Source organism: Stenotrophomonas rhizophila (genome assembly GCF_007667275.1).
GTDB lineage: Bacteria > Pseudomonadota > Gammaproteobacteria > Xanthomonadales > Xanthomonadaceae > Stenotrophomonas > Stenotrophomonas maltophilia_AE.
Genome location: NZ_VDQT01000002.1, coordinates 667,313 through 681,523, shown reverse-complemented (window position 1 = coordinate 681,523; position 14,211 = coordinate 667,313). Strand labels below are relative to the sequence as shown.

General features: G+C 67.5%; 13 protein-coding genes. 10 read left to right on the top strand and 3 right to left on the bottom strand.

Features of this window, described 5'->3' with window-relative positions:
* Positions 1-45: 45 nt before the first annotated feature.
* Together FSZ13_RS09085 and FSZ13_RS09080 are read left to right on the top strand one after the other, a co-directional pair.
* Complete coding sequence (locus tag FSZ13_RS09085; protein ID WP_145479211.1) at positions 46-462, top strand: organic hydroperoxide resistance protein; 417 nt, start codon at positions 46-48, stop codon at positions 460-462.
* Positions 463-472: 10 nt separating this feature from the next.
* On the top strand, positions 473-1,036 hold the full coding sequence (locus FSZ13_RS09080) for a thioredoxin family protein (protein WP_222116607.1): 564 nt from the start codon (positions 473-475) through the stop codon (positions 1,034-1,036).
* 88 nt (positions 1,037-1,124) lie between these two features.
* Here the strand turns inward: FSZ13_RS09080 and FSZ13_RS09075 are convergent, their stop codons facing one another.
* Complete coding sequence (locus FSZ13_RS09075) at positions 1,125-2,015, bottom strand: LysR family transcriptional regulator (protein WP_145479210.1); 891 nt, start codon at positions 2,013-2,015, stop codon at positions 1,125-1,127.
* Positions 2,016-2,119: 104 nt separating this feature from the next.
* On the opposite strand from FSZ13_RS09075, the gene FSZ13_RS09070 reads away from it, so the two are divergent.
* Entirely contained in the window at positions 2,120-3,172 is a 1,053-nt protein-coding gene (locus FSZ13_RS09070) for an NAD(P)-dependent alcohol dehydrogenase (RefSeq protein ID WP_145479209.1), read from the top strand.
* A gap of 43 nt (positions 3,173-3,215) precedes the next feature.
* Here FSZ13_RS09070 and FSZ13_RS09065 read toward each other — a convergent pair whose 3' ends face one another.
* Both FSZ13_RS09065 and yihA read right to left on the bottom strand, forming a co-directional pair.
* Positions 3,216-4,580, bottom strand: coding sequence for a glutamate--cysteine ligase (locus tag FSZ13_RS09065; protein WP_145479208.1), 1,365 nt, complete (start codon positions 4,578-4,580; stop codon positions 3,216-3,218).
* 225 nt (positions 4,581-4,805) lie between these two features.
* Positions 4,806-5,429, bottom strand: coding sequence for a ribosome biogenesis GTP-binding protein YihA/YsxC (gene yihA, locus FSZ13_RS09060; RefSeq protein ID WP_145479207.1), 624 nt, complete (start codon positions 5,427-5,429; stop codon positions 4,806-4,808).
* A 131-nt stretch (positions 5,430-5,560) separates the two neighbouring features.
* On the opposite strand from yihA, the gene FSZ13_RS09055 reads away from it, so the two are divergent.
* The 7 genes from FSZ13_RS09055 (at position 5,561) to betA (ending at position 14,129) form a co-directional block, all read left to right on the top strand.
* Complete coding sequence (locus FSZ13_RS09055) at positions 5,561-6,361, top strand: c-type cytochrome (protein WP_145479206.1); 801 nt, start codon at positions 5,561-5,563, stop codon at positions 6,359-6,361.
* Between the two features lie 115 nt (positions 6,362-6,476).
* Positions 6,477-7,127, top strand: coding sequence for a thiol:disulfide interchange protein DsbA/DsbL (locus FSZ13_RS09050; RefSeq protein ID WP_145479205.1), 651 nt, complete (start codon positions 6,477-6,479; stop codon positions 7,125-7,127).
* Between the two features lie 106 nt (positions 7,128-7,233).
* Positions 7,234-8,073 carry a thiol:disulfide interchange protein DsbA/DsbL gene (locus FSZ13_RS09045; protein ID WP_145479204.1) on the top strand — a complete coding sequence of 280 codons (840 nt, stop codon included), beginning with the start codon at positions 7,234-7,236 and terminating at the stop codon, positions 8,071-8,073.
* Positions 8,074-8,126: 53 nt separating this feature from the next.
* Positions 8,127-8,864, top strand: a complete 738-nt coding sequence (locus FSZ13_RS09040; protein WP_186308900.1) for an endonuclease/exonuclease/phosphatase family protein — start codon at positions 8,127-8,129, stop codon at positions 8,862-8,864.
* A gap of 82 nt (positions 8,865-8,946) precedes the next feature.
* Complete coding sequence (gene betT, locus FSZ13_RS09035) at positions 8,947-10,926, top strand: choline BCCT transporter BetT (protein WP_145479202.1); 1,980 nt, start codon at positions 8,947-8,949, stop codon at positions 10,924-10,926.
* Between the two features lie 34 nt (positions 10,927-10,960).
* Entirely contained in the window at positions 10,961-12,433 is a 1,473-nt protein-coding gene (gene betB / locus FSZ13_RS09030) for a betaine-aldehyde dehydrogenase (RefSeq protein WP_145479201.1), read from the top strand.
* 25 nt (positions 12,434-12,458) lie between these two features.
* Positions 12,459-14,129: a choline dehydrogenase gene (gene betA, locus FSZ13_RS09025; RefSeq protein WP_145479200.1), complete on the top strand. Its 1,671-nt coding sequence runs from the start codon at positions 12,459-12,461 to the stop codon at positions 14,127-14,129.
* Positions 14,130-14,211: the final 82 nt, after the last annotated feature.

The following is a 14,211-nucleotide window of genomic DNA, read 5'->3' as shown; positions in this document are numbered from 1 at the left end:
CCCCTGCATCGTGCCACCACGATGCCCAACTCCGAGGCTGTTGCCATGAATGCAATCGACAAAGTGCTGTACACCGGCAAGACCCACACCGTCGGCGGACGCGAGGGCCGCGCGCGCAGCGATGACGGCCAGCTCGACATCACCCTGTCCCCGCCCGGCAGCAGCAGGCCGGGCACCAATCCCGAACAGCTGTTCGCCGCAGGCTGGTCGGCCTGCTTCCAGGGCGCCATGGCCAAGGCCGCGCACGCCCTGAAGCTCAGCCTGCCGGCGGAAACGGCCATCGACGCCGAAGTCGACCTGGGCATGGTAGGCGACGGCTACCAGCTGCAGGCCCGGCTGCGGGTGAGCGTGCCCGGGATGGACCCGGCCCAGGCGCAGGCACTGGTTGAAGCGGCACATCGCACCTGCCCGTACTCCAAAGCCACGCGCGGCAACATCGACGTCCATATCTCGGTCGCCTAGGAGACCCGCCATGCGCATGCTCCGCACTGCGGCCACGTTGCTGGCCGTCTGCATCTCGGCCAGCGCCTGCACACCCGGCGCGGCCGCCGACCCGGTGCAGCCCAGCCCCAACCTGCCGGCGCCCCAGGCGCCGGACTTCATCGGCATCGAACACTGGCTCAATGGTCCACCGCAGTCGTTGCAGCAGCTGCGCGGGAAGGTCGTGCTGGTGGAATTCTGGACCTATTCCTGCATCAACTGCCTCAACGTCATGCCGCACGTGAAACGCTGGCATGACACCTATGCCGGGCAGGGACTGCAGGTGATCGGCGTGCACACGCCCGAATTCGGCTACGAGAAGCTGCCGCGCAACGTGGAAACGGCGGTGAAGCGGCTCGGCGTCACCTGGCCGGTCGCCCAGGACAACAATTACCGGACCTGGCGTGCCTACGGAAACCAGTACTGGCCGGCGCTGTACCTGATCGACCAACAGGGACGCATCGTCTACCGGCATTTCGGCGAAGGCGACTACGCCACCACGGAAGCGCAGATCCGACGCCTGCTGGCCATGCCTGCCACAGGAGGTGCGCAGTGAAGGCCCCCCGCTGCGGGCACCTCAGCCGCTACCGGCATCTGCGCCCCTTGCAATGGCGACGACGCTGAAGCGCCGGCGCGCGCTGCGCTCAAGCGCCATCGCGCAGCATGTCCACGAACGCGCGCAACGCCGAGGACATCTGCCGCTGGCGTGGGTAGTAGAGCACCCAGCCGGCGAATGGCTCGCTCCAGTCCTCCAGCACCGCCACCAGCCGGCCATCGTCCAGGTAGGGCCGTGCCGCATCTTCCAGCACGTAGGCAAAGCCCAGGCCGTCCAGCACCGCCTGCAGGATGGTGTGCTGGTCGCCCAGCGTGAGCCGGCCCGGCACGTCGATGTCCAGGGTCTGCCCATCGCGTTCGAACTGCCATTTGTACAGATGCCCGCTGGCGAAGCGGAAGCGCACGCACTCGTGCTCGACCAGCTCGCGCGGATGCTGCGGAATGCCGCGCCCGCGCAGATAGGCCGGCGAGGCCACGATCAGGCCCCGCAACGCCGGGCCCAGTGGCACCGCCACCATGTCTTCGGGCACGAACTCGTGCAGGCGCACCCCCGCGTCGTAGCCTTTGGCCACGATGTCCACCAGTCCATCGTCCTGCGCCACCTCCAGCCGCACATCCGGGTGCGCGCGCAGGAAATGCGCCAGGCGCGGTCCGAGCTGGGTGTGTACCGCCGCGCGGGTGGCATTGATCCGCAGCAGCCCGGCCGGTGCCGCGCGGAAGTGATTCATCTCTTCCAGCGCGTCATGCACCTGGCCCAGCGCCGGCTGCAGGCGGTCCAGCAGCCGCTGCCCGGCTTCGGTGAGGGCGACGCTGCGGGTGGTGCGGTGGAACAGGCCTACCCCCAGCCGCTCTTCCAGCGCGCGGATCGCATAGCTCACCGCCGAGGTCGACAAGGCCAGCTCCGCCCCGGCGCGGCGGAAGCTGCGGTGGCGCGCGACTGCGGCGAACGCAGCCAGGTGGGTGAGGTTGTCAGTGGCCACGATTGTGCAGTCTGCCTTGATGAATCATGCCGATATATTGACTGTATACCGCTCGGAAGCGGGCGTATTGTAAAGCGCCTTTCCATAAATCCCAGGATATCCCCATGTCCCTCGCCCATGGCTATGCCGTGCACGACCAGACCGCACCGCTGGTGCCGTTCTCCTTTGAACGCCGCGCGGTCGGTGCCGACGACGTCCGCATCCAGATCCTCTACAGCGGCATCTGCCACTCCGACCTGCACCAGGCCCGCGACGACTGGGGTGGCGCGCAGTTCCCGATGGTGCCGGGCCACGAAATCATCGGCCGGGTCACCGAGGTCGGCGCCAACGTCACCCGCTTCAAGGTCGGCGACTTCGCCGGCGTCGGCTGCATGGTCGACTCCTGCCGCCACTGCGATGCCTGCGACCACGACCTGGAGCAGTACTGCGAAAAGGGTCCGACCTACACCTACAACAGCACCGAGCGCGGCAGCGACCAGCTGACCTACGGCGGTTACTCCGACCACATCGTGGTCGAGCAGCGCTTCGTGGTGAAGGTGTCGGAGACGCTCGACCTGAAGGCCGCCGCGCCGCTGCTGTGCGCGGGCATCACCACCTATTCCCCGCTGCGCCACTGGAAGGTCGGCCCCGGCCAGAAGGTCGGCGTGATCGGCCTGGGTGGCCTCGGCCACATGGGCGTGAAGTTCGCCAAGGCAATGGGCGCCACCGTGGTGATGATCACCACCACCCCGGAAAAGGGTGCCGACGCCAAGCGCCTGGGCGCCGACGAGGTGCTGGTCTCGCGTGACCCGGCGCAGATGAAAGCACACGCCAACAGCTTCGACTTCCTGCTCAACACCATCCCGGTGAGCCACGACACCAACCCGTACATGTCGCTGCTCAAGCGTGACGCCACCATGTGCCTGGTCGGCGTGATCACCGAACTGGACCCGCCGTTGAACGGCTCCAGCGTCATCTTCGGCCGCAAGCACGTGACCGGCTCGGCGATCGGCGGCATGGCCGAGACCCAGGAAATGATGGACTTCTGCGCCGAACACAACATCGTCAGCGACGTCGAAGTGATCGACATCAAGACGGTCAACGAAGCGTGGGCGCGCATGGCGAAGAACGACGTGCGGTACCGCTTCGTGATCGACATGGCCACGCTTGCGGCATAAGGCATCAACAAAAACCCCGGCATTGCCGGGGTTTTTTGTTGGATCAGTAAGCGAACTGCTCGAAGATCGGGTCCACGTTCTGGTTCCACTCGCCATGGAACAGCGCCAGCTTGCGTTCGGCCGGGGTGATCCCCGAATCGACGATTTCCTGCAGCACGTCCAGGAAGTGGCTTTCGTCCTGGCCATCGGCATTGCGTGCCGCACGACGCTGCAGGCCAGCCACCGCGATCTTCAGCGCCTCGCGCGCCAGGTCGCGCACCGTGCCGCCGCGGAATGGCAGGTTCAGTGCATGCTTGGGCACCCCGTCGCGCAGCGCGTGGCGTTCCACCAGGCTGAAGTCGCGCACCAGGTCCCACGCCGCATCCAGCGCCGCGTCGTCGTACAGCAGGCCGACCCAGAATGCCGGCAACGCGCACAGCCGGCTCCACGGGCCGGCATCGGCACCGCGCATTTCCAGGTACTTCTTAAGCCGCACCTCGGGGAACGCGGTGGTCATGTGGTCCGACCAGTCGCGCATCGTCGGCAGCTGGCCCGGCAACACCGGCAGCTTGCCCACCATGAAATCGCGGAAGCTCTGCCCGCTGGCATCGTGGTACACGCCATCGCGGTAGGAAAAATACATCGGCACATCGAGCAGGTAATCCACGTACCGCTCGTAACCGAAGCCGTCCTCGAACACGAAGTCGAGCATGCCGGTACGGTCCGCGTCCGTGTCCGTCCAGATGTGCGAACGGTAGCTCAGGTAACCGTTCGGCCTGCCTTCGGTGAAGGGCGAATCGGCGAACAGCGCCGTGGCGATCGGCTGCAGCGCCAGCGACACCCGGAACTTCTTCACCATGTCCGCTTCGGTGGCGTAATCCAGGTTCACCTGCACGGTGCCGGTGCGGGTCATCATGTCCAGGCCCAGCGAGCCGACCTTGGGCATGTAGTCGCGCATGATCCGGTAGCGGCCCTTGGGCATCCACGGCATCTCGTCGCGCCGCCACTTGGGCTGGAAGCCCATGCCGAGGAAGCCCAGCTGCAGTTCGGCGGCCACCTGGGCCACTTCGTTGAGATGGGTGCCGGTTTCCACGCAGGTCTGGTGGATGCTTTCCAGCGCGGCACCGGACAGCTCCAGCTGGCCGGCCGGTTCCAGGGTCACCGACGCGTTGTCGCGCAGCAGCGCGATGGTGCGGCCGTTCTCCTGCACCGACGCCCAGCCGAAGCGGGTCAGCCCGGTCAGCAGCGCCTCGATGCCGCGCTCGCCGTCGAAGGTCGGCGGGCGCAGGTCGTCCAGGCGGAAGCCGAACTTCTCGTGCTCGGTGCCGATGCGCCACTGCGCCTTGGGCTTTTCGCCGGAGGCCAACGTGGCGACCAGTTCGTTACGGTCGGTGATCGGCGTCTCGGCGACGTGGCTGGGGCTCGACAAGGGGGGGCTCGCAGGGATTCTGGTCTGGACGGGGATGTGGGGCTCAACGCCCTGCATCGCAAGGGCGCAGTATAGGGTGGCCGTTAAGACCGTCATGCCATCGTGACGGTTTTCTGCATCCTATTGGCTGGGACTTGACCGCGCCGATGTCCGCGCGACAGAGCGCGTACCGACCAACGGTCGGTACCTACCGGTAGCACCCGACCGTTGGTCGGGTGGCAGGAATCAGGGCGCCTCGGGCGCCGGCTTGTTCAGGCCCAGCCAACCGCCGATGATGCCGCGCGCCTCGTCCACGCCCTGGCGTGCCGGGCCGGAGAAGGTCTGCACGCTGACGGTGTCGCCGAAGGACGACTGCAGTTCCTTGCGCACTTTCTGCAGGGCAATGCCCTGCTGGCCACGGCCGAGCTTGTCGGCCTTGGTCAGCAGCGCGTGCGCCGGCAGGCCTCGCTGCACGGCATAGGCCAGCATCTGCCGGTCGTAGTCCTTGAGCGGGTGGCGGATGTCCATCACCACCACCAGGCCGCGCAGGGCCTCGCGGGTGCGGAAGTACTGGTCGATGAAGGCCTGCCAGTGCGCCTGCAGGTCCAGCGGCACCTTGGCGTACCCGTAACCGGGCAGGTCGACCAGCTTGGCCTCCGGGGTGACCTCGAAGAACACCAGCTGCTGGGTGCGGCCGGGGGTCTTGGAGACCCGGGCCAGGCTGTTCTGGCGGGTCAGGGCGTTGAGGGCACTGGATTTGCCGGCGTTGGAGCGGCCGGCGAAGGCCACTTCGGCCCCCACGTCGTCCGGCAATTGCCGGATATTGTGGGCCGAGAGCAGGTATTGGGCGCGTTCGAGGAGCAATGACATGCGCATAGGATCGCACGCCGCCGGTTTTGCCGCACTGCCGCGTTGACCCTGGCGTGAAAGCGCATGGATAATCGGGCGATCCCCGCGTGTGCATCCTGCACATGCCAGGCCGGTCCACACGGAGCTTCCGCATGCGCCATGCTCGCGTTCTTGCCGTTTCCGCTGTTGCTGTATCGCTGTTGGCCGCCGTCGCGGTCGCCCAGACCGCGGTGACCCCGCTGCCGGACAACGCGCCGGTAAGGACGGCGTCGCTCGAAGTCGATTTCAGCAAGACCACCTGGGGCGACCCCAAGGCCGGCCAGACCAAGGCCGCCGCCTGCGCGGCCTGCCATTCGGCCGATGGCAATTCCACGGTCGAGATGTACCCCAGCATCGCCGGTCAGAGCGAGCGCTACAGCGCGCTGCAGATGGCGCTGATCGCCAACGGCCAGCGCACCTCCGGAGCGTCGGCGGCGATGGTGCCGTTCGTACAGGACCTCACCCCGCAGGACATGCGCGACATCGGCGCCTACTTCGCGACGCAGAAGGCCAATGCCGGGCTTGCCGACGACGGCGTGGTCACCGAAGGCCCCTACAAGGACAAGAAGTTCTTCGAGATCGGCCAGCAGCTGTACCGCGGCGGCGATGCCCAGCGCGGCATTCCGGCCTGCATGGCCTGCCACGGCCCCACCGGTGCCGGCAATCCGGGCCCGGCCTACCCGCACATCGGCGGCCAGCATGCGTCCTACGTGGCGCGCCGGCTGCAGGAGTACCAGGCCGGCGTCACCCAGGAAACCGACAAGGCCCACTTCCAGATCATGGCCACGATCGCCAAGTCGCTGACCGAGCAGGAAATCCAGGCGCTGGGCAGCTACCTGCAGGGCCTGCACAACCGCGCCGACGACGTCGCGGCAGCCGCAGCCGCACCTCGCCCGGGCGCGGCACGGCAGTGACGCCGGGGGCGCACCGGGACCGATGACAGATGCGCCCCGCCCCCGCGGCGGGGTATGTTCACCCCCCACGCCGGCACTGGGCCGGCGTTGTTTTTTCCGATGGAGAGCAATGTAGATGACGCTGATGCCCCGTTTGATGCTGTTGTTGCTGGCCCTGGCACCCCTGTCGGCGCTGGCCGCACCCGCCGCCGCCCCGCTGGTGGAAGGCGAAGACTACGAGGTGATCGCGTCGCCGGGCCCGTTCGCGCCGCTGGCCGGCAAGGTCGAAGTAGTGGAAATGTTCGGCTACACCTGCCCGCACTGCGCGCATTTCGAGCCCACCCTGGAAGCCTGGGCGAAGAAACTGCCCAAGGACGTGCGCTTCACTCCGGTGCCGGCCGCATTCGGTGGCTACTGGGATTCCTACGCCCGCGCCTACTACGCTGCCGAGCAGCTGGGGGTGGCCAAGCGCAGCCATGCCGCCATGTTCAAAGCGTTGCATGAAGACAAGGCGCTGCCGATGCAGAACGTGTCGCCCGAGGAACTGGCGGGCTTCTACGCGGTATACGGGGTGAGCAAGGACGCCTACACCACCGCGCTGAAGAGCCCGGCGGTAGAACAGAAGGTCAAGGCTGCGCGGGATTTCGCCCAGCGCACCCGGGTGCCCGGCACCCCGGCCCTGATCGTCAACGGCAGGTACCTGGTCAAGGGCGACTCCTTCGACGACATGCTGCGCAATACCGATGCCCTGATCGCCCGCGAGCGCGCCGGCGCCAAGGCTCGCTGAACCATCACGCACCCTGCACGCGGCGCCCCGGCGGCCGCGTGTCATCATTCCCCCCTGGCTGGCGCCCGACGCGCCGGCCCCAACATGCACCGCTGGAGACGCTTCGATGAAGACCCGTTTCGCCCTCATGCTCATGGCCCTGCTGCCCCTCCTGGCAGCCTGCAAGGCCCAGGACGGCACCGCCAACACCGCCGCCCCGACCGAACCGGCCACCACCGAAGCGCCGGCCGCAACCACGCCGGACACCACCGCCGCCAGCGGTGAGACCGCTGCCGCCGAGCAGGCCGCCGCCGAAGCCGCCAGCCAGGCGTCGGCCGACACCGCAGCGCCCGCGCCGTCGCCGGCCAGCGCCAGCGCCCCGGTCGGCCCGGCCCCGGTCGAAGGCACCGACTACGTCGTCATCGCCAATGGCAAGCCGTTCCAGCCGGCTACCGGCAAGATCGAAGTGGCTGAAGTGTTCGGTTTCGTCTGCCCGGCCTGCGCCGCGTTCCAGCCGCTGATCGGGCCGTGGAAGGCGGGCCTGCCCAGCGATGTGAACTTCGTCTACGTGCCGGCCATGTTCGGCGGTACCTGGGACAACTACGCCAAGGCCTTCTACGCCGCGCAGGCACTGGGCCTGGAAGACAAGACCCATGAGGCGCTGTACAAGGCCATCCACGTCGACCAGAGCCTGAAGGGCGAACGCGGCCGCGATACGGTCGAAGAGATCGCCGCGTTCTACGCCAAGCACGGCGCCGACCAGAAGCAGTTCCTCGCCGCCATGTCCAGCTTCAGCGTGACCGGCCAGACCAACAAGGCCAAGAAGTTCGCGCAGGACTCGCAGATCCAGGGCACCCCGTCGGTGATCGTCAACGGCAAGTACCTGGTCAAGGGCAAGAGTTTCCCCGACATGCTGCGCATCGCCGATCACCTGATCGCCCGCGAACGCGCCGCCAAGGGCAACTGAGTTTCCAAGAGCCTGCACCTGTCGTGACTTCCCCCAACACGCGGACCCTGCGCCTGCTCACGGCCAACATCCAGGCCGGCTCGAGCACCCGCCGCTACAGTGACTATGTGACCCGCAGCTGGTCGCATGCGCTGCCGGCGGGGCGTAAGCGGACCAGCCTGGACGCCATCGCCCAGCTGGCCCGTGGCCATGACATCGTCGGCCTGCAGGAGGCCGACCCCGGCAGCCTGCGCTCGGGCTTCACCAACCAGACCCACTACCTGGCCGAGCGTGCCGGCTTCAATTACTGGAGCCACCAGCCCAACCGCCGCATGGGCGGAGTGGCCTCCAGCGCCAACGGCCTGCTGAGCCGGCTGGAACCGGTGGAAGTCCAGGACCACGCCCTGCCCGGCCGGATCGGCGGGCGCGGCGTGCTGCTGGCCAAGTTCGGTGACGGCGCCGAAGGGCTGGCGGTGGCGGTGGCGCACCTGTCGTTGGGGACCAACTCGCGCATGTCGCAGTTGGCCTTCATTGCCGACCTGCTGTCCGACCACCCCAACGCGGTGCTGATGGGCGATTTCAACTGCCTGGCCGAGCGCCCCGAAATGCAGGTGCTGTACCAGAAGACCACCCTGCAGCCCCCGGGCTGCGCGGTGCCGACCTTCCCCAGCTGGCGCCCGGACCGGGCCATCGACCACATCCTGCTCAGCAACGGCCTGCACCAGCGCAGTGCCGAAGCGGTACCGGCCGCCTATTCCGACCACCTGGCCCTGGCCATGGCGATCGACGTGCCGGCCGCCGCGCTGCGTTGACCGCCTAACCTAAACGGAATATCCACAGCGCCTGTGCGCTAATCCTCCGGTCTGCCGGCAACGGCACCGGGGCCCTTGATCCATGAACACCGCGGAGACACCTCCCAGCGAGGTGCGCACGCTGCGACCCGTCTTCCTGTTCGCCGCCAGCGTGGTGGCGGCCTTCGCGGTGCTGGTCACTACCTTTCCGACGGCCTCCGGCGTGCTGCTGCTGGAAGCGCAGACCTGGGCGTCGCGCAACGTGGGCTGGTACTACCTGCTGGCGATGACCGTGTACCTGGTGTTCGTGGTCGGCGTGGCGCTGTCCGGCTATGGGCAGGTCAAGCTCGGTGCGGACCACGACGAGCCGGAATTCAGCTACCTCTCCTGGGCCGGCATGCTGTTCGCCGCCGGAATCAGCATCACCCTGTTCTTCTTCTGCGTGTCCGAACCGCTCACCCACTACCTGCAGCCGCCGCAGGGCGGGGTCGGGGGCGGCGAAGCCAGTGCACGCCAGGCCATGCAGCTGCTGTTCCTGCACTGGGGCCTGCACGGATGGGGCGTGTTCGCGCTGGCCGCCATGGCCTTGGCCTACTTCGCCTACCGTCACAACCTGCCGCTGGCGCTGCGCTCGGCGCTGTATCCGCTGATCGGCAAGCGCATCAACGGCCCGATCGGCTACACCGTGGACGCACTGGGCATCGTCGCCACGGTGTTCGGGATCGGCGCGGACATGGGCTTTGGCGTGCTGCACCTCAATGCCGGCTTGAACGCGCTGCTGCCGATCCCGCACGCGCCGTGGGTGCAGGTGGGGCTGATCGTGCTGATGATGGGCGCGGCGATCAGCGTGGCCGTGTCCGGGGTGGAAAAAGGCGTGCGGCTGATGTCGGACATCAACATGCTGCTGGCGATCGCGCTGCTGCTGTTCATGCTGTTCGCCGGCCCCACCCAGTACCTGCTCAGCACCCTGATGCAGAACCTGGGCGACTACCTGGGCAGCGTGGTCGGCAAGAGCTTCGACGTCTATGCCTACGGCGGCCGCGCCGACTGGCTGGGCGACTGGACGGTGTTCTACTGGGCCTGGTGGATCGGCTGGGCACCTTTCGTGGGGTTGTTCATCGCGCGCATCTCGCGCGGGCGCACCATCCGCGAATTCGTGTTCGGGGTGCTGCTGATCCCGCTGGGCTTCACCCTGGCGTGGCTGTCGATCTTCGGCAACAGCGCGCTGGACCAGGTCCTGCACCACGGCCAGGAACACCTCGCACAGCTGGCGGTAGACAACCCGCCCACCGTGCTCTACGCGCTGCTGGACAACTACCCGTGGAGCCGTGCGGTGATCACGGTGACGGTCATCGTCAGTTTCATCTTCTTCGTCACCTCGGCCGACTCCGGCACGGTGGTGCTGTCCACCCTGTCCTCGCACGGCGGTGCGCCCGAAGACGACGGCCCGCGCTGGCTGCGCGTGTTCTGGGGCGTGATGACCGGCCTGGTCACGGCCGGGCTGCTGTTGGCCGGCAGCATGGATGCGCTGAAGTCGGCGGTGGTGCTGGCCTCGCTGCCGTTCTCCGTGGTGCTGCTGCTGATGCTGTGGGGACTGACCCGCGCGCTGGGCGAGGAATCGCAGCGGAAGAAGGCGTCGCAGTACTCGCCCATTCCGGTGGTGGGGCAATCGCGGCACCAGCGTGGCTGGCGCCAGCGCATCACCCAGGCCGTGCACTTCCCGGCGCGCGACGAGGTTTACCGCTTCATGGACGAAGAAGTCCGCCCGGCATTGGAAGCGGTGGCCGCGCAGCTGCGCGAAAAGGGCCTGGACGTGGAAACCCGCTTCGAACCGGGCGACATGCAGCTCACCGTGGACCACGGCGAGCAGCAGGTGTTCACCTACCAGGTCGTGATGACGGGCTACCTCACCCCGTCGTTCGCCGCCCAGCGCTTCCGCAACCAGCGTTACTACCGTGCCGAAGTCCACCTGTACGAGGGCGGACAGGATTACGAGCTGGTCGGCTACAGCCGCCAGCAGATCATCAACGACATCATCGACCAGTACGAGCGTCACCTGCAGTTCCTGCACCTGACCCGTTGAACCCTGCTGGTCTTTACGCAAAGGAGTCATCGCCATGCCCACCTTCCCCGACCAGCTGCTGTACATCGGCGGCCGCCATGTGCCTTCCCAGGGCCAGCGCACCTTCGAGGTGGTCAACCCGGCCAACGGCGAGGTGCTGGCCAATGTGCACAATGCCAACAGCGACGACCTGGACGCCGCAGTGGAAAGCGCCCGCGCCGGCCAGAAGGCGTGGGCGGCGCTGACCACGGTGGAGCGCTCGCGGATCCTGCTGCGCGCGGTAGCGCTGCTGCGCGAACGCAACGACGACCTGGCCGAACTGGAAAGCCTCAATACCGGCAAGCCGCTCAGCGAAACCCGCAGCGTCGACATCGTGACCGGCGCCGACGTGCTGGAATACTACGCCGGAGTGATGCATGGCCTGGAAGGCAGCCAGGTGCCGCTGCGCGAAGGCAGCTTCTTCTACACGCGGCAGGAACCGCTGGGCGTGGTCGGCGCGATCGGTGCCTGGAACTACCCGATCCAGATCGCCCTGTGGAAGGCCGCACCGGCGCTGGCCGCGGGCAACGCGATGATCTTCAAGCCCAGCGAAGTCACGCCGTTGACCGCGCTGAAACTGGCGGAGATATTCACCGAGGCCGGCCTGCCCGACGGCGTGTTCAACGTGCTGCCCGGCGATGGAGCCGGGGTCGGCGCGGCCCTGACCGAACACCCCGGCATCGAGAAGATTTCCTTCACCGGCGGCACCGCCACCGGGCGCAGGGTGATGGCCAGTGCTTCCAGCTCCACGCTGAAGGACGTAACGATGGAACTGGGCGGCAAGTCGCCGCTGATCATCTGCGCCGATGCCGACCTCGACCTCGCCGCCGACGTGGCGATGATGGCCAACTTCTACAGCTCCGGCCAGGTCTGCACCAACGGGACCCGGGTCTTCGTGCCGCAGGCGCTGCTGGCCGACCTGGAACTTGCGCTGCGCGAGCGTGTGGCGCGGATCCGCATCGGCGACCCGATGGCGGTGGACACCAACTTCGGCCCGCTGGTCAGTGCCGCGCACATGCGCAGCGTGCTGGCGCACATCGAACGTGGCAAGGCCGAAGGCGCCCGCCTGGTGTGTGGCGGCGAACGCCTGACCGAGGGGGCGCTGGGCCACGGCTGCTACGTCGCCCCGACCATCTTCAGCGATTGCCGCGACGACATGACCCACGTGCGCGAGGAGATCTTCGGACCGGTGCTGAGCCTGCTGGCTTACGAAGATGAAGAAGAGGCGGTGCGTCGTGCCAATGCCACCGACTACGGACTGGCGGCCGGCGTGGTGACCCCGGACCTGGCGCGCGCGCACCGGCTGATCCACCAGCTGGAGGCCGGCATCTGCTGGGTCAACTGCTGGGGTGAATCGCCCGCCTCGATGCCGGTCGGCGGCTACAAGCAGTCCGGGGTGGGTCGCGAAAACGGCCTGGCCACGCTGCGCGCCTACACCCGCACCAAATCCGTGCAGATCGAACTCGACCGCTACGCGTCGGTGTTCTGAACCGGCCTGACCAGGAGACCCCGCGATGAAGCGCGAGTATGACTACATCATCATCGGCGCCGGCTCGGCCGGCAACACACTGGCCGCGCGGCTGACCGAAGACGCCGGCATCCGCGTGCTGCTGCTTGAAGCCGGCGGCCCGGATTACCGCCTGGACTTCCGCACCCAGATGCCGGCCGCGTTGGCCTACCCGCTGCAGGGCCGGCGCTACAACTGGGCCTATGAAACCGAGCCGGAGCCGCACATGGACAACCGGCGCATGGAATGCGGGCGCGGCAAGGGCCTGGGCGGCTCCTCGTTGATCAACGGCATGTGCTACATCCGCGGCAACGCGCTCGACTTCGACCAGTGGGCCCGGTTCGACGGACTGGAGGACTGGAGCTACCTGGATGTGCTGCCGTATTTCCGCAAGGCCGAAACCCGCGACATCGGGCCCAACGATTACCACGGTGGTACCGGCCCGGTGAGCGTGGCCACGCCGAAGAACGACAACAACGTGCTGTTCCACGCCATGGTCGAGGCCGGGGTGCAGGCCGGCTACCCGCGCACCGACGACCTCAACGGCTACCAGCAGGAAGGCTTCGGCCCGATGGACCGCACCGTGACCCCGCGCGGACGTCGTTCCAGCACCGCACGCGGCTACTTGGACATGGCCAAGGGCCGGCCGGGCCTGGAGATCGTCACCCACGCCACCACCGACCGCATCCTGTTCGACGGCAAGCGCGCGGTGGGCGTGCGCTACCTGGCCGGCGGCAGCGCCGATCCCACCGACGTTTTCGCCGCCCGCGAAGTCCTGCTGTGCGCGGGTGCGATCGCCTCGCCGCAGATCCTGCAGCGCTCCGGGGTAGGTGCGCCGGCGCTGCTGGCCACGCTGGGCGTACCGCTGGTGCATGACCTGCCCGGCGTCGGCGAAAACCTGCAGGACCACCTGGAGGTGTACATGCAGTACGCCTGCACCAAGCCGGTGTCGCTTTACCCGGCGCTGCAATGGTGGAACCAGCCGGCGATCGGCGCGGAGTGGCTCTTCGCAGGAACCGGCATCGGGGCCAGCAACCAATTCGAGGCCGGCGGTTTCATCCGCACCCGCGATGAGTTCGAGTGGCCCAACATCCAGTACCACTTCCTGCCGGTGGCGATCAATTACAACGGTACCAACGCGGTCAAGGAACATGGCTTCCAGGCGCACGTCGGTTCGATGCGTACGCCCAGCCGCGGCCGCGTGCATGCGCGTTCGCTGGACCCGCACCAGCACCCGTCGATCCTGTTCAACTACCAGTCCACCGCGCAGGACTGGCAGGAGTTCCGCGATGCGATCCGGATCACCCGCGAGATCATCGCCCAGCCTGCGCTGGACGAGTACCGTGGCCGCGAAATCAGCGCCGGTGCCGACTGCCGCACCGATGCCGAACTGGACGCCTTCGTACGCGCCCGCGCGGAGACCGCGTACCACCCCTCCTGTTCGTGCGCGATGGGCAACGACGCGATGAGCGTGGTGGACGGCCAGGGCCGCGTACACGGCATGCAGGGCCTGCGCGTGGTGGACGCCTCGATCATGCCGCGCATCATCACCGGCAACCTCAATGCCACCACCATCATGATCGCCGAGAAGATCGCCGACCGCATCCGTGGCCGCACGCCATTGGCTCGAAGCACCGCGACGTATTACGTGGCAGGCGACGCGCCGGTGCGCGGCTGATGCACGAATGCGTGTCCGACTGGGTAGAGCCGACTGTTAGTCGGCTGCTTTTCCGCGGCGATATCAATACCATCGCGCTTCG